Source organism: Vreelandella sulfidaeris (assembly GCF_042429665.1).
Lineage (GTDB): Bacteria > Pseudomonadota > Gammaproteobacteria > Pseudomonadales > Halomonadaceae > Vreelandella.
Genome location: NZ_JBHMAC010000014.1, coordinates 11,804 through 34,588, shown reverse-complemented (window position 1 = coordinate 34,588; position 22,785 = coordinate 11,804). Strand labels below are relative to the sequence as shown.

26 protein-coding genes are annotated in these 22,785 nt (G+C 52.1%); 22 read left to right on the top strand and 4 right to left on the bottom strand.

The features are described from left to right. Nucleotides 1–21 precede the first annotated feature (21 nt). The 3 genes from dnaB to ACFFLD_RS18045 all read left to right on the top strand — a co-directional run bounded on the left by dnaB (nucleotide 22) and on the right by ACFFLD_RS18045 (nucleotide 2,346). Nucleotides 22–1,410 carry a replicative DNA helicase gene (dnaB, locus tag ACFFLD_RS18055; RefSeq protein ID WP_386042908.1) on the top strand — a complete coding sequence of 463 codons (1,389 nt, stop codon included), beginning with the start codon at nucleotides 22–24 and terminating at the stop codon, nucleotides 1,408–1,410. Between the two features lie 93 nt (nucleotides 1,411–1,503). Continuing rightward, the gene (locus ACFFLD_RS18050) at nucleotides 1,504–1,800 is read left to right on the top strand and encodes a hypothetical protein (RefSeq protein ID WP_386042907.1); all 297 of its coding nucleotides are present in this window, start codon (nucleotides 1,504–1,506) and stop codon (nucleotides 1,798–1,800) included. A 243-nt stretch (nucleotides 1,801–2,043) separates the two neighbouring features. Next, complete coding sequence (locus ACFFLD_RS18045) at nucleotides 2,044–2,346, top strand: DUF6482 family protein (protein WP_386042906.1); 303 nt, start codon at nucleotides 2,044–2,046, stop codon at nucleotides 2,344–2,346. Nucleotides 2,347–2,393: 47 nt separating this feature from the next. Here ACFFLD_RS18045 and ACFFLD_RS18040 read toward each other — a convergent pair whose 3' ends face one another. Both ACFFLD_RS18040 and ACFFLD_RS18035 read right to left on the bottom strand, forming a co-directional pair. Further along, nucleotides 2,394–2,792 carry a thiol-disulfide oxidoreductase DCC family protein gene (locus tag ACFFLD_RS18040; RefSeq protein WP_386042905.1) on the bottom strand — a complete coding sequence of 133 codons (399 nt, stop codon included), beginning with the start codon at nucleotides 2,790–2,792 and terminating at the stop codon, nucleotides 2,394–2,396. Then, the gene (locus ACFFLD_RS18035) at nucleotides 2,789–4,369 is read right to left on the bottom strand and encodes a cryptochrome/photolyase family protein (RefSeq protein WP_386042904.1); all 1,581 of its coding nucleotides are present in this window, start codon (nucleotides 4,367–4,369) and stop codon (nucleotides 2,789–2,791) included. Before ACFFLD_RS18035 ends, ACFFLD_RS18040 begins: the two co-directional genes overlap by 4 nt. Nucleotides 4,370–4,514: 145 nt before the next feature. Between ACFFLD_RS18035 and hemH the strand changes: the two genes are divergently transcribed. The 12 genes from hemH (at nucleotide 4,515) to rloA3 (ending at nucleotide 15,548) form a co-directional block, all read left to right on the top strand. After that, the gene (hemH, locus tag ACFFLD_RS18030) at nucleotides 4,515–5,594 is read left to right on the top strand and encodes a ferrochelatase (protein ID WP_386042903.1); all 1,080 of its coding nucleotides are present in this window, start codon (nucleotides 4,515–4,517) and stop codon (nucleotides 5,592–5,594) included. A 235-nt stretch (nucleotides 5,595–5,829) separates the two neighbouring features. Next, nucleotides 5,830–8,196 carry a putative monovalent cation/H+ antiporter subunit A gene (locus tag ACFFLD_RS18025; protein WP_386042993.1) on the top strand — a complete coding sequence of 789 codons (2,367 nt, stop codon included), beginning with the start codon at nucleotides 5,830–5,832 and terminating at the stop codon, nucleotides 8,194–8,196. Then, the gene (locus tag ACFFLD_RS18020) at nucleotides 8,189–8,620 is read left to right on the top strand and encodes a Na+/H+ antiporter subunit B (RefSeq protein ID WP_386042902.1); all 432 of its coding nucleotides are present in this window, start codon (nucleotides 8,189–8,191) and stop codon (nucleotides 8,618–8,620) included. Before ACFFLD_RS18025 ends, ACFFLD_RS18020 begins: the two co-directional genes overlap by 8 nt. A 21-nt stretch (nucleotides 8,621–8,641) precedes the next feature. After that, complete coding sequence (locus tag ACFFLD_RS18015; protein ID WP_113270045.1) at nucleotides 8,642–8,989, top strand: Na+/H+ antiporter subunit C; 348 nt, start codon at nucleotides 8,642–8,644, stop codon at nucleotides 8,987–8,989. After that, nucleotides 8,986–10,590 (top strand): Na+/H+ antiporter subunit D, encoded by a 1,605-nt coding sequence (locus tag ACFFLD_RS18010; protein ID WP_386042901.1) that lies wholly within the window; start codon nucleotides 8,986–8,988, stop codon nucleotides 10,588–10,590. The genes ACFFLD_RS18015 and ACFFLD_RS18010 overlap by 4 nt, the downstream gene beginning before the upstream one ends. Continuing rightward, nucleotides 10,587–11,060, top strand: coding sequence for a Na+/H+ antiporter subunit E (locus ACFFLD_RS18005; RefSeq protein ID WP_386042900.1), 474 nt, complete (start codon nucleotides 10,587–10,589; stop codon nucleotides 11,058–11,060). The genes ACFFLD_RS18010 and ACFFLD_RS18005 overlap by 4 nt, the downstream gene beginning before the upstream one ends. Next, nucleotides 11,060–11,329 carry a monovalent cation/H+ antiporter complex subunit F gene (locus tag ACFFLD_RS18000; RefSeq protein ID WP_386042899.1) on the top strand — a complete coding sequence of 90 codons (270 nt, stop codon included), beginning with the start codon at nucleotides 11,060–11,062 and terminating at the stop codon, nucleotides 11,327–11,329. The genes ACFFLD_RS18005 and ACFFLD_RS18000 overlap by 1 nt, the downstream gene beginning before the upstream one ends. Continuing rightward, nucleotides 11,322–11,726 (top strand): monovalent cation/H(+) antiporter subunit G, encoded by a 405-nt coding sequence (gene mnhG, locus ACFFLD_RS17995; protein WP_386042898.1) that lies wholly within the window; start codon nucleotides 11,322–11,324, stop codon nucleotides 11,724–11,726. The genes ACFFLD_RS18000 and mnhG overlap by 8 nt, the downstream gene beginning before the upstream one ends. 179 nt (nucleotides 11,727–11,905) lie before the next feature. Then, a complete protein-coding gene (locus ACFFLD_RS17990) occupies nucleotides 11,906–12,013 on the top strand; it encodes a DUF2256 domain-containing protein (RefSeq protein ID WP_386042897.1) in 108 nt (35 codons plus the stop codon). A 126-nt stretch (nucleotides 12,014–12,139) separates the two neighbouring features. After that, nucleotides 12,140–13,585 carry a DASH family cryptochrome gene (locus ACFFLD_RS17985; RefSeq protein WP_386042896.1) on the top strand — a complete coding sequence of 482 codons (1,446 nt, stop codon included), beginning with the start codon at nucleotides 12,140–12,142 and terminating at the stop codon, nucleotides 13,583–13,585. A gap of 92 nt (nucleotides 13,586–13,677) precedes the next feature. Beyond that, nucleotides 13,678–14,946: a lytic murein transglycosylase gene (locus tag ACFFLD_RS17980; RefSeq protein ID WP_386042895.1), complete on the top strand. Its 1,269-nt coding sequence runs from the start codon at nucleotides 13,678–13,680 to the stop codon at nucleotides 14,944–14,946. Nucleotides 14,947–14,990: 44 nt separating this feature from the next. After that, complete coding sequence (gene rloA3, locus ACFFLD_RS17975; RefSeq protein ID WP_386042894.1) at nucleotides 14,991–15,548, top strand: retropepsin-like aspartic peptidase RloA3; 558 nt, start codon at nucleotides 14,991–14,993, stop codon at nucleotides 15,546–15,548. Between the two features lie 7 nt (nucleotides 15,549–15,555). On the opposite strand, the gene ACFFLD_RS17970 is transcribed toward rloA3, so the two are convergent. Beyond that, nucleotides 15,556–16,269: a 16S rRNA (uracil(1498)-N(3))-methyltransferase gene (locus ACFFLD_RS17970; RefSeq protein ID WP_386042893.1), complete on the bottom strand. Its 714-nt coding sequence runs from the start codon at nucleotides 16,267–16,269 to the stop codon at nucleotides 15,556–15,558. A gap of 134 nt (nucleotides 16,270–16,403) precedes the next feature. On the opposite strand from ACFFLD_RS17970, the gene phaR reads away from it, so the two are divergent. The 7 genes from phaR to ACFFLD_RS17935 all read left to right on the top strand — a co-directional run bounded on the left by phaR (nucleotide 16,404) and on the right by ACFFLD_RS17935 (nucleotide 20,947). After that, on the top strand, nucleotides 16,404–16,907 hold the full coding sequence (phaR, locus tag ACFFLD_RS17965; protein ID WP_386042892.1) for a polyhydroxyalkanoate synthesis repressor PhaR: 504 nt from the start codon (nucleotides 16,404–16,406) through the stop codon (nucleotides 16,905–16,907). Between the two features lie 67 nt (nucleotides 16,908–16,974). Further along, complete coding sequence (gene purD, locus ACFFLD_RS17960; RefSeq protein ID WP_386042891.1) at nucleotides 16,975–18,267, top strand: phosphoribosylamine--glycine ligase; 1,293 nt, start codon at nucleotides 16,975–16,977, stop codon at nucleotides 18,265–18,267. 56 nt (nucleotides 18,268–18,323) lie between these two features. After that, nucleotides 18,324–18,764 (top strand): acyl-CoA thioesterase, encoded by a 441-nt coding sequence (locus tag ACFFLD_RS17955; protein ID WP_386042890.1) that lies wholly within the window; start codon nucleotides 18,324–18,326, stop codon nucleotides 18,762–18,764. Beyond that, nucleotides 18,764–19,636, top strand: coding sequence for a phosphoribulokinase (locus ACFFLD_RS17950; RefSeq protein WP_386042889.1), 873 nt, complete (start codon nucleotides 18,764–18,766; stop codon nucleotides 19,634–19,636). Before ACFFLD_RS17955 ends, ACFFLD_RS17950 begins: the two co-directional genes overlap by 1 nt. 29 nt (nucleotides 19,637–19,665) lie before the next feature. Further along, nucleotides 19,666–20,007: a histidine triad nucleotide-binding protein gene (locus ACFFLD_RS17945; protein ID WP_386042888.1), complete on the top strand. Its 342-nt coding sequence runs from the start codon at nucleotides 19,666–19,668 to the stop codon at nucleotides 20,005–20,007. Nucleotides 20,008–20,046: 39 nt separating this feature from the next. Further along, complete coding sequence (gene coq7, locus ACFFLD_RS17940; protein WP_386042887.1) at nucleotides 20,047–20,688, top strand: 2-polyprenyl-3-methyl-6-methoxy-1,4-benzoquinone monooxygenase; 642 nt, start codon at nucleotides 20,047–20,049, stop codon at nucleotides 20,686–20,688. A 100-nt stretch (nucleotides 20,689–20,788) separates the two neighbouring features. After that, nucleotides 20,789–20,947, top strand: a complete 159-nt coding sequence (locus tag ACFFLD_RS17935; RefSeq protein ID WP_386042886.1) for a DUF1328 domain-containing protein — start codon at nucleotides 20,789–20,791, stop codon at nucleotides 20,945–20,947. Nucleotides 20,948–21,071: 124 nt separating this feature from the next. Here the strand turns inward: ACFFLD_RS17935 and ettA are convergent, their stop codons facing one another. After that, nucleotides 21,072–22,733: an energy-dependent translational throttle protein EttA gene (gene ettA / locus ACFFLD_RS17930; RefSeq protein ID WP_386042885.1), complete on the bottom strand. Its 1,662-nt coding sequence runs from the start codon at nucleotides 22,731–22,733 to the stop codon at nucleotides 21,072–21,074. Nucleotides 22,734–22,785 lie beyond the last annotated feature (52 nt).

Genomic DNA, 22,785 nt, shown 5'->3' with positions numbered 1-22,785 from the left:
CTTACTTACTAGGAGTTCGCTATGCAGGACCAGCCTTCTGCTGATCAAGAAACGGCGGCGTTGAAACTGCCGCCGCACTCGTTGGAGGCAGAGCAGTCGGTATTAGGCGGGCTAATGCTGGATAACCAAGCGTGGGATAATGTCTCCGAGCGTTTGGTCGCTGATGACTTTTATCGCTATGAGCATCGCCTGGTCTTTAATGTCATGATTCATCTGGCTGAGTCCGGTCAGCCATTGGATGTGGTAACACTTTCCGAAGCACTCGAAGCGCGTGACCAGCTGGATACCGTGGGTGGTTTAGCGTTTCTGGCAGAACTTGCCCGTAACACGCCTTCAGCCAGTAATATCCGTGCTTACGCCGATATCGTGCGTGAACGGGCAACGTTACGAAAGCTGATCCGCGCCGCTAACCAAATTGCCGATAGCGCTTTTACCCCTCAGGGTCGTCCGGCTGACGAATTGCTTAATGAAGCCGAGCGGCTGGTATTCCAGATTGCCGAGGAGCGGCCGAAAACAGGTGGCCCTATCGGCATGAGTGATCTGTTGACCAAGGCTGTGGATCGCATCGATGAGTTGTTCAATCTCAAAGGTGAGATGACGGGGCTGTCGACAGGTTTTCGTGATCTGGATGAAATGACCACGGGCCTACAGCCCTCAGACATGGTGGTCATTGCTGGGCGGCCTTCCATGGGTAAAACCACCTTTGCGATGAATTTGGTCGAACACGCGGTAATCGCCAGTGACAAGCCGGTCATGGTTTTTTCAATGGAGATGCCCGCAGAATCGCTGATGCTACGTATGCTCTCCTCCCTGGGGCGGATCGATCAAACCCGCGTACGGACTGGGCAATTGGAAGATGAGGATTGGCCACGCTTAACCTCGGCCGTCAATTTGCTCAAGGATAAACAGCTGTTTATCGATGATACCGCCGCGTTATCGCCTAACGAAATGCGTTCCCGGCTTCGTCGAGTGGTTCGAGAGCACGGTAATATAGCGCTGATCATGATTGACTACCTTCAGTTGATGCAGATCCCCGGCTTTAGCGAAAACCGTACCGGTGAAATTTCTGAAATTTCACGCTCCTTGAAAGGCTTGGCAAAAGAGTTTAATTGCCCCGTTGTCGCACTTTCTCAGTTGAACCGCTCGCTTGAGCAGCGGCCTAACAAGCGTCCGGTCATGTCGGATTTACGTGAATCGGGAGCGATTGAGCAGGATGCTGACGTGATTGCCTTCGTTTATCGGGATGAGGTCTATAACCCTGATAATCCAGACAATCAGGGCATTGCTGAGTTAATTATTGGTAAGCAGCGTAACGGGCCTATCGGCACGGTGCATATGGCCTTTATCGGCAAATATACCCGCTTTGAGGACCTTGCCCCCGATAGTTACGGTGGCGGCTTTGGCGATTAGGTTAGCAAGGCTAAGTTAGTAAAGAGTAGCTTGAGGATGGGGTGTGAGTTCGTATAATGCCCCCTCTTTTATAGGCAAACACGGGAGAAACACATGGCAGGTGGATTTCGGCGCGGTAATCGACAGCGTCTTCCTAAGCTGGAAGGTCGGGGTGAACTAGAGTCCCTTGAGCGCGAAGGCCCTTTTAAGGAGTGGCTGGGTATGCCGGATCTCTATCGCTATCACTTGGTAGTGGAAGGTAAAGAGTATAGTTACCAAACCGAAGATGGTGAGCTTCCCGTCAAGGTCGGCGATAAGGTAGTGTTTCGCTATAAGGAGACCAAAGGCGGTAACTGGGTTGACCGCAATTCACTTGGCAAAGCTATCGATCCCTCGGAATATCAATCATAAATGAGTTTTTGGCACTTTGTTCAGGAACTCTCTTGTAACGCCGCTCTCCTAGTCCTTAAGCAGTTAGCTGCAAAGCAACGAGTGATTAAGTCATCAATCGTTAAGTGATGGGCAACTGTCAGTATTGTGGTGACTCGTTAAAACGTTCACTATCGTCATTACAATGCAATGCCAGGGCAACATAAATGTCATGAGGCGCAGTCATGCTGTGCCTTCATGCCATATCAATAACAGGAGAGAACCATGGAGCTAAAGGATTTAAAGCAGTTTGTCGCCAGCCACGATAACTTTGAAATTCGCGTTATCACTCATTCGGGCAGCCGTTTCTATCAGGTTGAACTGGAAGATGTTGAAGGCGAGCGCCATATGTTGATGCAGAAAACCAAGCCGATGCTGTTTCGCTCGCTTGATGATACCTATATGGAGCTCAAGCGCGCCGGAATTAATCGCGCTTATCTTGTCCAACATGTGCCGCACGATGAGGTCATTGGCCGCGATGCACATTACAGTGAGCCGCTTACATCGCGTATGCCGCTAGTTTTTTAGGATTGCCCACTGACTTTTCGTACAAACCCTAATGCTATTCTTAACCATCAACGTTTAGCCTGACGCTTTTCCCACCACCGCCCAAGCCGGATTCGGCGACGGGCAAAAAACCGGTAACCGGCATTCATTAAGCCGTGCATACCGGGCAAGCACGATATTCTTACCAGCCGCCGATAGCCCAGCACTGCATAAAGGGCACGGCTGGCATCCATGCCAACGAACCATCTCCCTTGACTATCTTGCAGGTGTAACTGCCCCATCATCGCATTAAAGTCTTTTCCATGTGCATGGGCGCTAAAGTCGTTAGCCTGAATATCCACAAGCGCGATATTTTCCCGGTGGCGATGTTTTTCGAGCCACGCCACTTCCTGCTGACAAAAAGGGCAGTGACCGTCGTGAAATAGCGTGACAGGGGGTGAAGCACGCAAGGGTGAGTAGCGATTCATGACGACTCCTTCGAATGATAGCCAGCAGTATGATGAAGTTGCCCATAGCCAGGCGATGTATTCAGTTGATTTAGAAACTGTTCCGCCTGTTGGCGAATAGCGTCACGCTTGTCGTCGGCCATTCGGTTTAATGAACCGTAAATCAGCTTCATACGCGGATTTTTATTAAGCTGTTCGGCGTGGGTTTCAAGGAAATGCCAATAAAGGCTGTTGAAAGGACAGGCCTTAGGCCCGGTAACCTGCTTTGGTGAGTAGCGACAGTGTTGGCAATGATCCGACATTTTGTCGATATATTTGCCTGAGGCGCAGTAAGGTTTAGACCCCATTAGCCCGCCGTCAGCGTGAAGCACCATCCCTAGTGTGTTGGGCAGCTCAACCCACTCACTGGCATCGGCATACACCGCCAAGTACCAGTCGCATAGCGCCTCGGGCTTAACCCCGCACAATAGAGCGAAGTTACCCGTCACCATCAGCCGCTGAATATGGTGGGCGTAGCTGTTGTCGATGGTCATCTGAATGGCACGTTGAAGACAGCGCATGTCGGTATCCGCATTCCAGTAAAACGCTGGCAGATCACGCTTAAAATCTAACTGATTAGCGCCTTTATAGCTGGGCATCTGTGTCCAGTAGAGCCCGCGCACATACTCACGCCAGCCGAGAATCTGGCGGATAAACCCTTCTACGGCGTTAATGGGTACGTCGCCTTCGTAGTAACGCTGTTCCGCGGCTTCGCAGACTTCATGGGGCGACAGCAAGCCAATGTTCATCGCGGCTGAAAGCCGCGAGTGATACAGGTAGGGCGCAGAATCGCTGATCGCATCCTGATAGCGGCCAAAATCAGCCAGCCCATGGTCTATAAAATGGTCTAGATCCACTAGCGCCTGTCGTCGGGTAACGGGCAAATTGAAATTATCCAGCGACCCCATGTGATCGCCAAAATGGCGTTTGGCATCGTCTAGCGCTGCTTGGGTGAGTGCATCCTGGCGATGTTGAGGAAGTTCGGGAAAATCCAGTGCGGCGTTGATAGATTGGCGATTGTCGTGGTCAAAGTTCCATTTGCCGCCAACGGGCTCGTCGCCTTCCATCAAGTACCCGGTACGCTTACGCTGTTCACGATAAAAATACTCAAGCCGAAGCTGCTTGCGGCCTTTCGCCCACTGGCTGAAATCATCTGGCGTCGTAAAAAAGCGATGATCTTCCATTAGCCGCCAGGGAAGTCTTCGATGAGCGCGCTTTTGCATCGCCTCCCACAGTCTCCATTCCCCTGGTCGCGTCACCCATATTTCATCGCAGCCATTGAGGTGGGCGATGCGCTCAGCCTCATCAATGAGAGTGTGGGTGTTATCGGCATCATCCAGAGCGCTGTAGTGTACTTGAAAGCCTTTCTCACGGAGGGCCTGGGCAAAGTGACGCATGGCTGCCAAAAACAAACCAATTTTATGTATATGATGGGGGACGTAACATGCCTCATCGGCCACTTCGCACAGGGCCACTATCGACGTCTCCGGCGCGTCTTTGAGCGTTGCTAGCGACATGGTGAGCTGGTCGCCGAGAACGAGTAGCAGGGGCTTAGACATACATTGGCCTGTAGTTATACAACTGTAGTTATACAAATGATGTCGATAGTATAACTTTATGCCGCCGTTTTGCAGAAAAGTGTTAGCATTTCATTAAATTGTGAGATGCATTGAATGACATCGTTATTTTCCAGGAGCAAGTGTAATGACCGAGAATGTCGTCAAGGATCAACCGGGCGAGGGCCGCTTAGCCCATGCACCCAGCAATCACCCGCCGGTTCCGCGTGCGAAGGTGGGCGTGGTGTTGGCAAACCTGGGGACCCCGGATGCCACTGACTATTGGTCAATGCGTCGTTACTTAAATGAATTTCTTTCCGACAAGCGCGTGGTCGACTATGCCGGATGGAAATGGCAGCCATTGCTACAGCTGATTATTTTGACCAAGCGACCGTTTTCGTCAGGCAAGGCGTATCGGAGTATCTGGAATAACGAGAAAAATGAAAGTCCGCTACTCACCACAACTCGCGCTCAAACTGAAAAAATGACCGCACGCTTGAAGGCACTTTATGGCGATGATGTCGAAGTGGATTTCTGTATGCGCTACGGCAATCCCTCAACGGAAAGCGTGCTGACGCGTTTAAAAGAGAAGGGCTGTGAGCGTATTGTATTTTTCCCGCTTTACCCGCAATACGGTTCTCCAACGACTGCAACCGCCAATGATCATGCCTTTCGCACGTTAATGAAGATGAAGTGGCAGCCTTACATTCGCACGGTACCTGCCTATTTTGATCAACCCGCTTACATCCAGGCATTGGCGAATTCGGTACAGGAAGCCTACGAGGGCTTGCCGACTCGGCCCACCAAGCTGGTCACCAGCTACCATGGTGTTCCCGAGCGCTATTTGATGGAAGGGGACCCCTATCATTGCCAATGCCAGAAAACCACGCGGCTTTTGCGCGAGAAACTTGGCTTTAGTAAAGAAGAAGTCGATACCGCTTTTCAATCACAGTTTGGTCCCGAAAAATGGGTGGGTCCGCAAACCGTCAAACATGTGGCGGAGCTTGCTGAGCAGGGACATAAACATATTGCGATAATGTCGCCTGCCTTTTCATCTGACTGTGTCGAAACACTTGAAGAAATTGAAGAAGAGATTCGTGACAGCTTTATGGAAGCAGGGGGCGAAACGTTCAGTTATATTCCTTGCTTGAATGATCGTGATGATCACATTGAAGCTTTATTACAGGTCATTAATAATGAATTGGCCGGGTGGTTATCGAGTGTTTAAGCGTTAACAAGTGCTTTGTTAGTGTTGATCGAATAACAGCCACTCAAGCGTGTATTATCGCCGAGTGGCTGTTTTCATTTCGGGTTTAACTGGTCAGTCATAACATCCTGTTATAAGGTATACCGCTTTCGAATCACATTATTTCAACGCTGGGATGCCAGTGACCAGGCACGATGCCTAGGCTTTAGCCACTGTTTTAATGGTGAGCCTTTCGTTATTAAGGAGGTTTCGCTTGATACAACTATGCGTGTTAATGGGCTTTGTGCTGGCGGCGTTTTCGCCGTTACTCAACCGCTGGCTTGGTCAGCGTACCAGCCTGGTATTGGCGCTGTTTCCGGCAGGGCTCGCCGCTTGGCTTGCGTTTCAAATTCCCGACGTTATTGAGCATGGCAGCCTGCTGCTCACATGGCAGTGGGTGCCTTCCTTAGGCATCAGCCTGACATTTTTGCTGGATGGCTTGTCACTTCTCTTTGGTTTGTTGATCACGGTGATGGGGGCTTGTGTGCTGGTGTATGCCGGCGGATATCTAAAAGATCATCCAGATATCGCCCGTTTCCATCTCGCCTTAGTCGCCTTTATGGTAGCGATGCTGGGTCTTGTGCTGGCCGACGGTCTTCTTACGCTGTTTGTCTTTTGGGAACTGACCAGCATTACCTCTTATTTATTGATTGGTTTTAATCACGCTGATATCAATGCGCGTAAATCCGCGCGGCAGGGGCTATTCGTCACCGTGGCCGGTGGGTTGGCATTAATGGCGGGGTTAGTGTTACTGGGCATGGCGAGCGGTAGCTGGTCATTGGCAGACATCCTGAATCAGGAAGCCGATTTACGCGAACACGCCCTCTACACGCCAATGTTGATTTGTCTTTTGCTGGGGGCGTTTACAAAGTCAGCGCAGTTCCCGTTCCATTTCTGGTTACCCAATGCCATGGCTGCGCCGACGCCAGTCTCGGCCTACCTGCACTCTGCCACCATGGTAAAAGCGGGCATCTATCTCTTGGCACGCTTGCACCCGGAACTAGGGGGCACGGCGTTATGGATTGGCATTCTGTCGGTGGTCGGGGCGACCACCATGCTCGTCGGCGCCTTCTTGGCGATTCATCATACCCACATCAAAAAACTGCTCGCCTACTCGACCATTATGGCGCTGGGTACGTTGACGATGCTGTTAGGGATTGGCAGTGAATATGCCATGACCGCGTTTGTTACTTTTCTGTTGGCGCACTCGTTGTATAAAGGCGCGCTATTTATGGTTGCGGGCATTCTTGATCATGAAACCGGCACGAAGGATGTCACCCATATGGGTGGGCTGCGCTCAGTGATGCCCTACACCGCTACTATCGCGCTGGTCGCTGCGCTGTCTCTTGCCGGTGTGCCACCGCTCGTTGGTTTTATCGGTAAAGAACTGTTGCTTGAGTCGGTGCTGGGCGCCGGACGTTTTCAACCCCTGCTGGTAGTGTTCACCTTCGCGGCTTCCGTTTTAACGATTGCGGTGGCATTTATTATCGCGCTACGGCCCTTTTATGGAAAACGCCTTCATACCCCGCTTGTGCCACATGAAGCGCCACCCAGCATGTTGGTAGGTCCTTCGTTGCTCGCGCTGGGGTCGTTACTATTAGGACTGATGCCTGCCACGCTAGGCGCCAATGCGTTGCTCACGTCAGCCGCTACGGCTATCTCGGGCCAAGCCATTGAGGTGTCGCTATCGCTTTGGTACGGGTTCAATGTCGCGTTAGTGATGTCCATTATAGGGGTGGGTTTAGGGTTTATATTATTTAAGTTTTGGGACCGCGCGCGTGCCAAACTGGCTGTTTTAGCACCTGTCATGCGTCATGGCCCTGAGGCGGGATATGAAAGCATGATGAATGGCATTGTTCACGTTGCTGAATGGCAAACACGGCTGCTGCAGAATGGCTATATGCGGAACTACATTCTGGTAATGCTGACAACGCTTATCGTGCTGATTGGTAATTCAATATTGCTGCGCCACTCACCCGTGCTGGCCTTTGACCTAGATGTTCGTTTTCATGAAGTCGTTGTCGCGGGAACCATGGTGATGGGGGCGTTATTCGCAACGACGACTCGATCACGCCTGGGGGCCGTGGTGTCTGTCGGCTTAATGGGCTTTTCAATTGCATTGATTTTTATTTTATTCAGTGCGCCCGACCTAGCGATTACGCAGCTGCTGGTGGAAACCTTGACGGTTATCTTACTGGTGTTGGTGCTGTTCCGGTTGCCCCGTTTTTCAAATCTATCCACCAGCCTTGAACGTATACGCGATGGCTTAGTGGCCGCCATGATGGGCATTTTGATCTGCTTGCTGATTATGACCTCATGGAGCATTCAGCAGTTTGAGCCTATTTCTACCTATATGGTGGAGAACAGTGCGCCACTCGCTCACGGTCGTAATATCGTTAACGTCATTTTGGTGGATTACAGAGCATTAGATACCTTGGGTGAAATGTTCGTGCTGGCGCTCGCGGCGATTGGCGTTATCGCCATGCTGAAGCTGCGGCATGGTGAAGTGCCGGCCGAAGAGAGTAGCCCGGGTAAAAATAAGGAAAGCGATCAGCTGGCGCCTAAGGAGCCTAATAATGGTTAAGTCAGGCACAATTATTTTAAATACAGCCGCGCGCTTTTTAATGCCCTTGCAACTGCTCTTTTCAGTCTTTCTGCTACTGAGGGGGCACGACGAACCCGGCGGTGGATTTATTGCCGGTCTAGTGGCAGCAGGGGCGTTTACGCTCTATTTGTTCGCCTTTGGCGTTAGCGCGACCAAGCAGGTTCTGCGCATGGTTGATCCGCGTGATTTGATCGGCATCGGTCTGCTGCTGGGAATGATCTCAGTAGTTCCCGCCTGGTTTATGGATCAGCCATTTTTGACCGCCCAGTGGTGGACGATTCCCGTTATCGATTTCAAGGCATCCACTCCACTAATTTTTGATATTGGTGTGTATTTTGCCGTGCTGGGAGCCGTCACCGGCATGGTGATGACGCTTATGGAGGTCGATAAGGATGAACCCTAAGTTAACGACGGGAGGCTTGGCATGGAACCCTTAATGGCACTGGCCATCGGCCTACTGTATGCGACCGCCATTTTTATGATGTTGCGTCGCTCTATTGTCAAACTAGTGATTGGCTTGATGTTGCTCTCTAACGCCGCCAATTTGTTGATTTTTACCACGGCAGGTATGACACGGGGCGCTCCGCCGCTGATTGCCGAGGGCATGATGCAGCCGCCAAGCGGTGTTGCTGACCCTTTGCCCCAGGCAGTGGTCCTCACCGCTATTGTGATTGCCTTTGGGGTGCTTGCCTTTGCGGTGGTATTGATCCGTCGTGCTTACGAAGTGGTGAAGGCCGATGACCTTGATAAAATGAAGGATACCGACACGTGAGGCCTGAAGTCGCGCTGCCCGTCCTGCTGCCCTTATTATCAGGGGCGATTTCTTTATTGTTTTGGCGTTCTCGTCCAATGCAGCGTTTTGTAGCGGTCGTTGGTAATGCGGCGCTACTGCTGGTGAGCCTATGGCTGTTTGTCGCCACCTTATCAGACGGCTATGTGACCATGCAGATGGGCAGTTGGCCTGCTCCCTTTGGCATTACCTTAATTGCTGACCTGCTAAGTGCTGTGATGGTGCTAATGACGGCGATCATCGGTTTGGCGATGGGGATCTATTCGCTAGCAACAACGGGTCGTGGCCATGAGAAGTTTGGTTATTATCCCTTAATGCACTTATTGCTGGCGGGGGTGATGGGCGCGTTTTTGACCGGCGATATTTTTAACCTCTACGTATGGTTTGAGGTAATGCTGGTGGCCTCGTTTGCGCTGCTTATTTTGGGTGGCGAGCGCGCCCAAATGGAAGGGGCCATTAAGTACGTCACCTTGAACCTGTTGGCATCGGTCATCTTTTTGACGGCGGTGGGGCTACTTTACGGGATGGTCGGTACGCTCAACATGGCGGACATTGCACAGCGCATGGAGCAAGCGGAGCATGCGGGGATGGTCGAAGTGTTGGCCATTATGTTCCTGGTGGCTTTTGGTATCAAAGCTGCCGCTTTTCCGTTGTTCTTTTGGTTGCCTGCCTCTTACCACACGCCTCCTGTCGCCGTGTCGGCTTTGTTTGCCGGTCTGCTTACCAAAGTGGGCGTTTATGCGATGTTCCGTGTTTTTACCTTAATCTTCGATCAAACCATGGGTTACCTTCAGGACATTATCCTGTGGGGAGCCGTGTTCACAATGGTCACAGGGGTGTTAGGTGCGGCCGCCCAGTACGAATTCAGACGCATTCTGTCGTTTCATATTGTCAGCCAAATTGGCTATATGATCTTAGGCTTGGCGCTATACACGCCTCTGGCGATTGCCGGTGGTGTCTTCGCGATCGTGCACAATATGGTAGTAAAGACCAATCTTTTCTTAATTAGCGGTATTACCCATCGGTTGCAAGGGACTTATCAACTTAAAAAAATGGGTGGGTTATATCGTGAGCGGCCTTGGCTTGCGGTCGCATTTTTCCTGTCTGCTTTTTCATTGGCGGGGGTACCTCCGCTGTCAGGCTTCTTTGCCAAGTTTGTTATTGTGCGTGCGGGGTTAGAGGTTGAGGCCTACGTAGCTACCGGTATCGCCTTGGCGGTGGGGCTGATGACGCTTTATTCCATGGTAAAAATTTGGAATGAAGTTTTTTGGAAATCGCTGCCCGACGATAATGTCGTGCCGGAAACCGCGACGCCAGTGGGAGACGATGGACGGTTGTTAAAGCCCAGTCTATGGATGATGTATTTGCCGGTCATGGTCTTGGCACTTTCGTCACTGCTTATTGGGGTTTTTGCAGAGCCGATCATGTGGGTAATGACCGGCATTGGTGACCAGCTGTTTGAGCCTACCGGCTATATCGAAGCTGTACTGGGAGCCTCGGCGAGTGCCGATGACGCCTTACTGGAAACGTCTGCAGTGGTAGAAGAAGACCGCGAGGCGGGTGCCGAGGAGGAAGTGCCATGACCGGTGCCATTTGGAACCTGCTGTTAGGGCTCGCGTGGGTATTGTTAAGCGGTGACTTTACCGGATTAAATCTGCTTGTTGGCTTGATATTTGGCTATATCACACTGGTGTTGATTGAGCCTCAGCTCGACTCCCTGAAAGGCTACCCCGCCCGTATCCCGCGGTTTATCGCCTTTATCGGTTTCTTTGTGAAAGAGTTAATTCAAGCCAACTTACGCGTTGCTTTCGATATCGTAACGCCGCCATGGCACATGAAGCCTGGGGTTATCGCCATGCCGCTGTCCGCCCGTACCGAGATAGAAATTACCATGGTGGCTAATTTGATATCGTTAACACCCGGCACGTTAAGCCTGGATGTGTCTGATGACCGCAAAGTCTTGTATATCCATGCAATGTTTCTCGATAACGAAGAGGAGCTGCGGCGCAACTTAAAAGAGATGGAGCACCGGGCCCTGGAGCTGTTTCGCTAATGGATACCGTTATTCTCATCAGCCAGACGATCATGAGTCTGGCGCTCATGCTCACCTTTGTACGTGTTGTGCGTGGCCCTAGTCTGCCTGACCGTGTTGTAGCACTGGAGTTGTTTTCTACCATTGTGGTGGGGTTAGTCGGGGTTTACGCGATCAAGTCTGACGTTGCTAGTTTTCTGGATGCCGCCATCGTCATCGCTTTGATGGGGTTCTTGGCGGCAATTGCCTTTGCGCGCTTTTTGGAAAGAGGAGGCCCGCGAGATGATTGATTTCATAAAGGGCACGCTACTGATAGGCAGCGCGTTATTTATGCTGCTTGCCTCGGTAGGCCTGCTGCGTTTACCTGATCTATTGACGCGTATGCATGCCACCACCAAAGCCGCTGCACTAGGCGTCATTTTAGTCATGCTGGCAACGGCCATGCACTTTGCTGAAGTCGGTATTGTGGCGCGTTCGTTTGCGATCATTGTGTTTATCCTGATGACCGCACCCGTGGCAGCCCACGTTATTGGCCGTGCAGGGTACTTTGTAGGCTCCAAGCTATGGAGTGGCACGGTAAAGGATGAGTTGCGCCCTAATTACGACCCTTTAACCCATGCATTGAAGAGTGGCCGGGAAACCCAGGAAAACGCCAAGCGACAGCCGCGGGAAAGCGATCCTGATTAACGCTCTTTGCTCATCACTAGCCACCTACGGGTGGCTTTTTCATATCTGGCGGTTATCAGCCGTGTTATTGGCCCGGTGGTTATTAAATATCGCCAGTCAAATTATTGTGTACAGAAGTTATACGCAGAGTGATAATGTGTTCATGTTTTATTGAGTGTGACGTCAAGATGTGATCCAACATGGCTATGCGACGCAAACAACACCTGCCACACAAGAAGTGTGAGCAATGCCTACGGTTTTTTACTTGGCGAAAGAAATGGGTGGAACGAGGTTCGCTACTGCAGTGAGCGCTGTCGTCGTGATGCGAAGCGGTTGGCTCGAGACTCCTAACGCCCTGTCGCTAAAAGACCTTAGTCGCCAACGTCCTTAGCAGGACGGTGCTGAGCATCACCGCACCCCTAGGAGGAGTGAGCATGAATAGCACGACTGATATTGTTTGGCTGCAGAATGACCTGCGCGTTGCTGATAATCCCCTTTTACACTTTGCGTTTCCGCCTACTTATCTGTTGTGTCTTTATGTCGTTGACGAGCAGTGGTTTGAGCCTTTCCTTGAAGGGGAGTCGACTCCACGCATGGGGCCCGCACGGCTAATCTTTTTGTGGCAGAGCCTAATGGAGTTGCGTGGTGAACTGTTACAACGCGGTAGTGACTTACTGGTTCGTATTGGCAAGCCAAGTGATGTCGTCATTGAACTTGCGTGTTCACTTAATGCACGGCAAGTGCGGGTTGCTAACCATGCAGGGGTTGATGAACGGGCGCATATTCAGCAGGTGGCAAGCGCACTCCCTCCTGACACCATGCTTGATTGCATGGAGAGTGGACAGCTCTTCGACGCGCACGCCTTACCGTTTGCGCGAGAGGCGCTGCCTGGCAGTTTTTCTGCCTTTAGGCGTAGCGTTGAAGAAACATGCATCATTCCCGCCGCACGAAGCGCCCCGGTAACGCTGCCTGCCTGGCCAGACGCACCAAGAGGGTTTCCTCCTCTAAAAGCGGTATGCGAACAAAGCGCCCGCTGGCAACCTGATAGACGACAAAGCTTTGCCTATAAAGGGGGAGAGACTGCAGGGCACGCACGTCTGCATGAGTATTTGTGGCGTCAACGGGGAGGCGAGTCATACAAAAAAACGCGCAACAGTCTGCTCGGTGCCAATTTTTCTACCCGAGTTTCACCCTGGCTTGCCTCTGGCTGTCTCTCGGCTCGTCAAGTGAACGATGCGGTGAAGGCGTGGGAGGCTGAAAACGGCAGCACAGAGTCGAGCTACTGGATTACGTTTGAGCTACTTTGGCGAGAGTACTTTATCAAGGTTGCCCAACAAGAGGGCGCTGAGATGTTTGGTTCTCGCCAGCCCGTTACGCCATGTTCGGCATTCGATGCGTGGCGTAACGCTGCCACTGGGTTACCGTTTATTGATGCAGCGATGACTGAACTGCGCCTTACCGGGTGGCTCTCTAACCGGGCTCGGCAAAATGTGGCTAGTTTTTTGGTCAAAGATTTAAACGTTGATTGGCGCTTGGGGGCGTTGTGGTTTGAACACTGTCTCATCGATTATGACGTGGCCAGTAACTGGGGAAACTGGCGCTATATTTCAGGCGTGGGCCGCGACCCGCGCCAGGATCGCTACTTCAATGTGTTAAAGCAGGCAGGTCATTACGATCCGCGGGGACTCTATGTTGCGCACTGGTTAACCAAGCTTGAAAAGCTGCCGACGGGGTTAGAGCGTCACCAGCCGTGGCGTGCAGCGCCGATGACATTTACGGCCCCTTGCGTTGAACCCGAGCAGTGGGAACGGTGGCTGATTCCGTTAGATAAAGCAGACCACACCGGCGAGCCGCACAAAAAGATCAGCGCTGCAAAGTAAATGTCGTACTCGAACTAATTGAGAAGACTGGTAACCAGGATATTTCTAGGCCATCATCCCCGGCATGCCAAGGACTGCCTGAGGATACACTAATGTCTTTTACTTACTCTGCTGGGCGGCGTCGCCGCTTTTTACTCTGTGCGTCATTATTCGCAGCGCTTAGCTCTCCTCTTGTGGGAAGTGTCGCGCTGGCTAACCCTCAGCTAATGTCCGAAGTGGACTCACGCGCGGCTAAGGATGTCAGCACCGCTAGCTTTCAACAATGGCTGGGTGATTTTCGCCAATATGCGGCGGGCCAGGGTATTAGCGAAGCAACGTTAAGTAATGCCCTGGATGGCGTTCGCTATCGCGAGCGTGTCATTGAACTCGATCGTTACCAACCTGAATTTGTTCGATCTATTTGGGAATATCTGGATACCGCTGTTTCCTCCACGCGTATCAGCACCGGACGGGAAACACTCGCTGAGCATCGCCAAACGGCATTAGAAATGCAGCAACGCTTTGGTGTGCCGGCTGAAATTATCGTTGCTATCTGGGGTATCGAGAGTAATTACGGCAGTAACTTTGGTGATTTTTCAACCCTGGAGTCCCTTGCCACGCTGGCTTACGATGGTCGGCGCCGCGACTTTGCCCGTGGTGAGCTGCTTGCTGCACTGCGTATTATTGATGAGGGCGATATTGCCGCCGATCAAATGAAAGGTTCGTGGGCTGGCGCCATGGGTCACACTCAGTTTATTCCCAGCAGCTTTGAAGCCTATGCGGTGGACGGTGATGGTGATGGTCGGCGCGACATTTGGGGCAGCATCCCTGATGTGATGGCATCCACCGCTAACTATCTTAACCAGGCAGGATGGCAACCGGGTCAACCTTGGGGTGTCGAGGTGCGCTTGCCCGAAGGTTTTGATTATGCGCAGACCGAGCGACGCAGCAGCGCTGAATGGAGCCGTCAAGGTGTGCAAGCCCAGCAGGGTGAGTTGCCGTCGTTTGATAGCGCCGCCATTGTGGTCCCGGCAGGGGCTAATGGGCCCGCTTTTATAGTCGGTGCCAATTTCCGCGCAATTCTGCGTTACAACAATGCCACCAGTTATGCCTTGGCGGTGGCGACACTGGGTGATGCGATTGCGGGACGAGAGGGGATTCAGCATGCTTGGCCTCGCGATCAAGCCGCGCTCACCCGGGATGATATCCAAGCGCTTCAGCGGGAGCTAAATCGAGCGGGTTATTCGGTCGGCGGTGCTGATGGTGTGATGGGCCCCAATACGCGACAAGGGCTAAGAAATTTTCAGCGCGACCAGGGCTTGACCCCCGACGGTTTTGCAACTCAGGCGTTACTTGAGCAGTTACGTAAGCGTTCCGACTAACAAGCGTTGATCGGTTACTTTTTGATTTCACCAAGGATGATGTAATGCAATTGAAGGGCAAACGTTTATTGAGCGGTATGGTAGTAATAGGTGCGTTACTGTCGACCCCAATTGTTTTGGCTGATGATAAAGATGTATTTGGATGGGTTGAAAAAGCAACGCTTGAACCATGGAATATCGAAGTTAAAGCCAAACTCGATAGCGGTGCATTAACCTCTTCGCTGGATGCTCGTGATATTGAGATGTTTGAGCAGGATGATGAAGAGTGGGTGCGTTTTCGGCTGAAGCTTGAAGATCAGGCCAGCGGAGAAGTGTTTAGCGATCAAATAGAGCGTCCCCTTTATCGTGAGCTAGCCGTGCGTGGGGCAGGAGGGCGTGACGAGCGCCCGGTGGTACTGCTGGAAGTCTGTATGGGTAATACCATCTACGAAGAGCAGTTCAGTCTGCGCGATCGCGAAGAGATGAACTACCCGTTGTTATTAGGTCGTCGCACCATTAGCCATCTAGGCTTATTGGATGTGCGAGAGACGTTTTTACAAACGCCTGATTGTGGGAAAAACGCAGACGTTGTTCCCAATGACCCCGAAGATAACCAGTCTTAATCCACGCTTAAAACAGCCGTGACAGTAGCGCAGTCACGGCTGTTTCCACGCGTAAAATGCGCGGACCAAGATGCATTCCTTCGCAGCCTGCCGCAAGCAGTTGATCAACTTCCCATGGGATGAAGCCTCCCTCTGGACCTACTAACAGCAAGGTAGGGACGGCAATATCGCGCGGGCAGGGGTTGGGCATGCCAGGGTGGGCGACCAATCCGCGACGTTGGCTCAGCAAATCCGGCAGCTGTTGGTCAAGAAAAGGGCGAAACCCTTTACTTAGCGTTACCGTCGGTAGCTGAGTATCGCGCGCTTGCTCTAACCCTAGTACCAAGTGTTGATGAATTTTATCGGCCCGTAGCTCGGGCGATTGCCAGTAGCTCTTTTCGACCCGTTTGGTATGTAACAGCGTTATCTCTTTTACACCCAGTGCGGTGACGTGCTCCAACGTACGCGCCAGCATCCTGGGGCGGGGAAGGGCTAGTACCAAATGCACCGGTAGCGGCGGAGGAGGCGCCTCATCAAGGCTTTCCAGTTTAAAATAAGCGCGCTCGGAGGTGATGTCTTTTAGCATCGCCTTGCCCATGGCACCGTTGGTCACGCCCACGGTGAGAAGGTCGCCTGGGGCCGAGCGATGAACGTCACGTAAATGGGTGAGTCGGCGTGGATCGGTAATGCAGATATGACCATCGTCGGTGAGGTCATTCGGATCGAGTAGAATCAGATTCATATCAAGGTCTATTAGTCACAGAACAGGCTCAGTGCGCTTATCTAATATAGCAAGGTGGCTTGCATGGGCGCGTGGTGCAGGCACAATACCAGTAACGGGGGCAAAAGCCCCTATCGTGTTTAAGGAGATGCATCGTGCGCGTGATTCGCAAATATGCCAATCGCAGGTTGTATGATACGCAGCAAAGTCGCTATGTAACGCTGGAAGACCTGCGTCATTTAATCATCGAAGAAGAGCCATTTCGGGTTGAAGATGCCAAGAGTGGAGAAGACCTGACGCGCACTATTCTGCTTTCTATCATTATTGAGCAGGAACAAGCCGACAGTGAGGCGGAAGTTTTTTCTAACGATCTGCTGGCGCAATTAATTCGTGTTTATGACATGACCTCTCCACTGCCGCTGTCGCGTTATCTTGAGCAGGGCACGCAACTGATGCTTGAGCAGCAAAAACGGTTGCAAAGCCAGTGGAAGCAGGCAATGCGCAATACGCCTTTAGAGTTCATGCGCGAGCTGGCCGAGGAGAACATGCGCTTTTGGCAGAAAACCCTGAATCAGCCCGGCCAGGCTGACGAGGCGAGCGAGACGGAGCAGCCTGAGGATGGAAGTGATAACCGCGATGATAGTAAACCCTCCTCCTGACCCCGCTGGCTTCTGCGCTGTGGCATAATGCCAATGATATACGCTCTCCCGTTCGAGAAGGATGCACATGAAGGTTTTGATGATAGGTGGCGGTGGCCGTGAGCACGCCCTGGCTTGGAAATTGGCGCAATCTAACCAGGTTGAGCAGGTGTTTGTTGCTCCCGGTAATGCTGGAACCGCGACAGAAGCAAAGCTGACCAATGTGGCTATCGAGGCCACGGATCTGGAGCGTCTAGTCGCGTTTGCTCAAGAGGAGCATATCGGGTTAACCGTGGTAGGCCCGGAAGCCCCTTTGGTAACTGGCGTGGTTGACCGTTTTCAAGCGGCTGGGCTAACCATTTTTGGGCCTACTCAGGCAGCTGCCCAACTCGAAGGCTCTAAATCGTTTACCAAAGATTTTTTGGCGCGCCATGATATTCCTTCCGCTGACTATCAAACGTTTACAGAGGTCGATTCGGCCCTTGCCTACCTGCGTAAAATGGGCGCCCCGATTGTTATCAAAGCCGATGGGTTGGCGGCAGGTAAAGGCGTTATCGTAGCGCTGAGCGAGGCTGAGGCGGAGGCTGCCATTCGCGACATGCTGGAAGCCAACACGTTTGGCGATGCGGGTGCTCGCGTGGTTATTGAAGAGTTTTTGGAAGGCGAAGAGGCTAGCTTTATTGTCATGGTGGACGGCGAAAATGTCGTGCCGATGGCGACTAGCCAAGATCACAAGCGCGCCTATGATGGTGATACGGGGCCTAATACTGGTGGCATGGGAGCTTACTCTCCTGCGCCGGTGGTAACCCCAGAAGTCGATGCGCGCATTATGGAGCAGGTCATTCTGCCAACCGTGCGCGGCATGGCTGCTGAAGGGAATGCTTATTCGGGGTTCTTATACGCAGGCTTGATGATTGATGCGGCCGGTAACCCTCGCGTTATTGAGTACAACTGCCGTTTTGGCGACCCGGAAACCCAGCCCATTATGCTGCGCTTACTCTCTGACTTCGCTGAACTCTGTTTGGCGGGCGCCAAGGGCGAGCTGGCAGGGCATCGCTGTGAATGGGATGCTCGCGCGTCGGTGGGTGTGGTGATGGCGGCGGGTGGTTATCCAGGCAGCTACCGTAAAGGTGATGCGATTCATGGCTTGGCGCAGGCTGAGCAAGCAGGATGCAAAGTGTTTCATGCCGGTACGTCACTGAGTGATCAACAGGCGGTCACTACCTCTGGTGGTCGCGTGCTCTGTGTAACGGCGTTGGGCGATAGCGTATCGGAGGCGCAGCAAAAGGCGTATCAAGGGGTCAATGCCATTCGCTGGGAAGGTGCCGAGTATCGGCGTGATATCGCTTTTCGCGCTATTGCCCGTGAAGGGAGCCAGTAATCGCCGCATCCAACTACTGAATGGTAGCCCGTATTAATTCTCAGGAGGAAACAGGCATGGAACGTATCAAGCTGGACTTTCCCGCTGACGCGGTTATTCATCGTCACCCTTTGACGGTGCGGGTAACCGATATGAACTATGGACGCCACTTGGGGCATGACGCGCTGGTTTCATTGCTGCATGAGGCGCGCATTCAAGCGTTTGCGGCACTTGATCTGCCTGAGTGGGACATGCAGGGCTATCCTTCGGTCGTCGCCGATCTTGCCGTGCAGTATCAGCGTGAAGCGCGTTGGCCCGATGCGTTAATCATCGCCACCGCAGTACCTGAGCCGCAAGGAAAAGCGTTAACCGTTTACCAGCGTATTTACCAAGCGGAGAGTCAAGAGGTAGTGGCGACTGCACGAGTTAACCAGCTACTGATTGATCTCGCCACAGGACGGCCTGTCGACGTGCCTGAGCAGGTTAAACAGGTACTTGCCCATGCGAGGAGTGGCTAATGTCACGGGAGTATCCGATTATAGCGGTTACCGGTTCTTCCGGTGCTGGTACGACCACAGTTCGGCGCAGCTTTGAGCGTATGTTTTTGCGTGAAGATGTACATGCCGCCGTGGTTGATGGTGATGCCTTTCACCGTTATACCCGTGAGGATCTTCATCGCATCTTCCGCGAGGAGCCGGAACGTAAAAATGAGCTCTCTCATTTTGCCGTTGAAGCTAACTTGCTGGATCGGCTGGAAGGGCTGTTTGGTGAATATGGTGAACATGGTTCGGGTACCTTTCGACACTATATTCACGCCGAAGATAAGCAGAAAATTGAAGCTGGCTATCAAGTAGGCACCTTTACTGAATGGCAGTCGCTGCCTTGTGGTACGGATTTACTCTTTTATGAAGGATTGCACGGCGGGTTAGTAACGGAAGAGTACGATATAGCCCGCCATGTAGATCTGCTGGTTGGCGTAGCACCGACCATGAACCTTGAGTGGATTCAAAAAATCGATCGTGACACCAAGTTACGGGGCTACTCACAGGAAGCGGTCATTGACACTATTCTGGGCCGCATGGACGATTACGTGCGCTATATTCAGCCTCAGTTTTCGCGCACTCATATCAATTTTCAGCGGGTGCCGACGGTCGATACTTCCAACCCTTTTGAAGTGCAGGATATTCCCACGGATGCTGAGTCATTCGTGGTTATTCGTTTTAGAGACCCTTCGACCGTCGACTTTCCTTGGCTGTTGGCGATGATAAAAGATTCCTTTATTACGCGCCCGCATACCCTGGTCGTGCCTGGTGCGCGAATGTCATTAGCCATGGAGCTGATTCTAGCCCCGCTAGTGCGTCATCTGTTGGCACAGCGACGCTTTCGTTAATCGCTGAGTTTCAAAACAAGGAGAGTGGTATGGAGTGTTTATTTTGCAAAATCATTAACCGGGAAATCCCCGCTGATATTGTTTATGAAGATGAGCATGTATTGGCATTTAATGATATTGGTCCCCAAGCCCCAACGCATCAATTGATAGTGCCCAAAAAGCACATCGCGACGCTTAATGATATTGATGAGGCTGACCTTGCCACGGTAGGGCGTTTACAGTTTACCGCTGCCAAGCTTGCCCGTGAGCAGGGCTTTGCCGAAGACGGCTATCGTGTGGTGATGAACTGCAACGAAATGGGCGGGCAAACGGTCTACCATATCCATATGCATTTAATGGGCGGGCGGGTATTTACCTGGCCAGCCGGCTAACGTCTGCAGACTGCCTTTCTAACGCAATGGAGTGTTGTCATGGATCGTCAACAGAGCCGTTCAGATCGCCTTATTCATCAGTTTGATACCGTTTTGCGAACGTTGATGCCGCACGCTGCTGCTTCGCAGCGCACCAACCCTGCAGACACCACTGTCGATGGCGCGCTCGATGACTACGAGCGCCGTCATTCAGCGGGTGTCATGCGCGTTAATCATACCGGTGAAGTATGTGTTCAAGCAATGTACCAAGGGCAGGGGGTGACCGCGAAACTTCCCCATGCACGTAAGCAGATGGAGCTGTCGGCGCTTGAGGAGGCGGATCATCTTGCCTGGTGTGATGAGCGGCTTGTACAACTGCGAAGCCGATCAAGTTGCCTAAATCCACTGTTTTACGTGGCATCGTTTAGCATTGGCGCAGCAACAGGTGCTATCAGTGATCGCATAAGTTTAGGGGTGTTAGCGGCAACGGAGGAGCAACTAGGTAAGCAGATTGATGAGCATCAGGCGTCGCTACCTGTTGGGGACAACCGCTCGCGCGCGATACTTCGCCAAATGGCTATCGATGAAGCGCATCACGCTCAGCTTGCCATAGAGGCTGGGGGAGTTCGCTTTCCAGCGCCGATTAAATGGAGCATGGGGCTGGCGTATAAAGTGATGACGAAAAGCGTTTATCACCTTTGATGTTAATTGTTTTTTATAGCAGTGCTCGCCGCGTTACAGGATAGGCGCATGCGAGGTTAAGCAATAGGAATGCGTGCTGTCACCAGGGAAGGATAAAGCCATGCTAGGCAATTCGGTGCTATTTTTAATCATCTCGATAATAGCGGGAGTGATCGGGTTTTTCGACATGGCTGGAGCCGCATCCGCAATCGCGGAAATTTTGTCCGTTCTCTTTCTGGTGCTTTTTATTGTTTCACTATTTACCGGTCGTCGCCGTTAGGCCACGTACGCGGTAGCGTTTGTCTGTAGATAGAGCTTTTAGCTAGTTCTTGTAGATAGAGCGTGTTAGCCATAAAAAAAGCCCCGCGACGCGGGGCTTTTAATGACCAGATGGATCGCGTCTGTTAAGCGTCAATACGCTTATATTTCATTCGCTTGGGTGTATCGCTACCCACTCGCTTTTTATGGTCTTCTTCGTATTCTGCGTAGTTGCCTTCAAATAAGATGACTTCAGAGTCTCCCTCGAACGCCATAATGTGCGTGGCGATACGATCCAGGAACCAGCGATCATGAGAGATCACCATGGCGCAGCCTGGAAATGCCAGCAACGCTTCTTCCAGTGCCCGCAGTGTTTCAATATCCAGGTCGTTTGAAGGCTCATCGAGCAGCAGTACGTTAGCGCCTTGCTTGAGCGTTTGAGCCAACTGCAAACGGCCGCGTTCACCACCGGAAAGTTCTGCTAAACGCTTTTGCTGGTCGTTGCCTTTAAAGTTGAAGCGTCCCACATAGGCACGTGAGGATACTTCATAGCCGTTGATGTTGAGGATATCCTGACCATCCGAGACAGCTTCCCAGACGGTCTGCTTATCATCTAGACCATCACGAAGCTGTTCAACATAAGCGATGTCGACAGTGTCGCCAATGACCACTTCACCAGCATCGGGTTGTTGCTTGCCGGTAACAAGCTGGAAAAGGGTAGATTTACCGGCCCCGTTGCCGCCCACAATACCGACAATGGCACCGGGAGGAATCGTGAAAGACAGATCCTGATAAAGCAATTTGTCATCGAATCGCTTGGTGACATTATGAAATTCAATGACTTTATCGCCAAGGCGTGGCCCAGGCGGAATATAAATCTCATTGGTTTCATTACGCTTTTGGAAATCGCCAGACTGCATTTCTTCAAAGCGGTTGAGGCGTGCCTTGCTTTTCGCTTGGCGGCCCTTGGCATTGCTACGCACCCACTCAAGCTCATGCTTAATGGCTTTTTGGCGAGAGGCTTCCTGCTTGGCTTCCTGGTTCAAGCGTTGGTCTTTCTGCTCCAACCATTGGGAGTAATTACCTTCAAACGGAATACCCTGACCGCGGTCTAGCTCAAGGATCCAACCCGCCACGTTATCCAGGAAGTAACGGTCGTGGGTAATAGCTACTACCGTGCCACTGTAGTCATGCAGGAAGCGTTCAAGCCAAGCCACCGACTCTGCGTCAAGGTGGTTGGTCGGCTCATCCAGCAACAACATATCGGGGCTTGAAAGCAGTAGGCGGCAAAGCGCAACACGGCGGCGCTCACCACCTGACAAGTTGCCTACCTTGGCTTCCCAGGGGGGCAGGCGAAGCGCTTCGGCCGCTACGTCAAGCTTGCGTTCAAGGTTGTGTGCATCAGCCGCTTCGATAATATTTTCCAGCCGGGCTTGTTCGCTCGCTAGGGCATCGAAATCAGCGTCAGGCTCTGCGTAGGCAGCGTACACCGCGTCTAATTTTTCTTGGGCTTGTTTAATCGCCCCGAGTGCTTCTTCGACGGTGTCGCGGACGTTTTTCTCGTCGTCTAGCTCAGGCTCCTGCGGCAGGTAGCCTATATTGATGCCGGGCATCGGACGAGCTTCACCTTCAAACTCTTTATCGACACCGGCCATAATACGCAGCAGTGTGGATTTACCCGAACCGTTAAGCCCCAATACGCCGATTTTGGCACCAGGGAAAAACGATAGCGAAATATCCTTGAGAATTTGCTTTTTGGGCGGCACGACTTTGCCAACCCGGTTCATGGTGAAAACGTATTGCGCCATGGAAATCCGTTAAGTTGTTGAAAGGAGAAAAGCGACAGCAGCAGGCCACCGA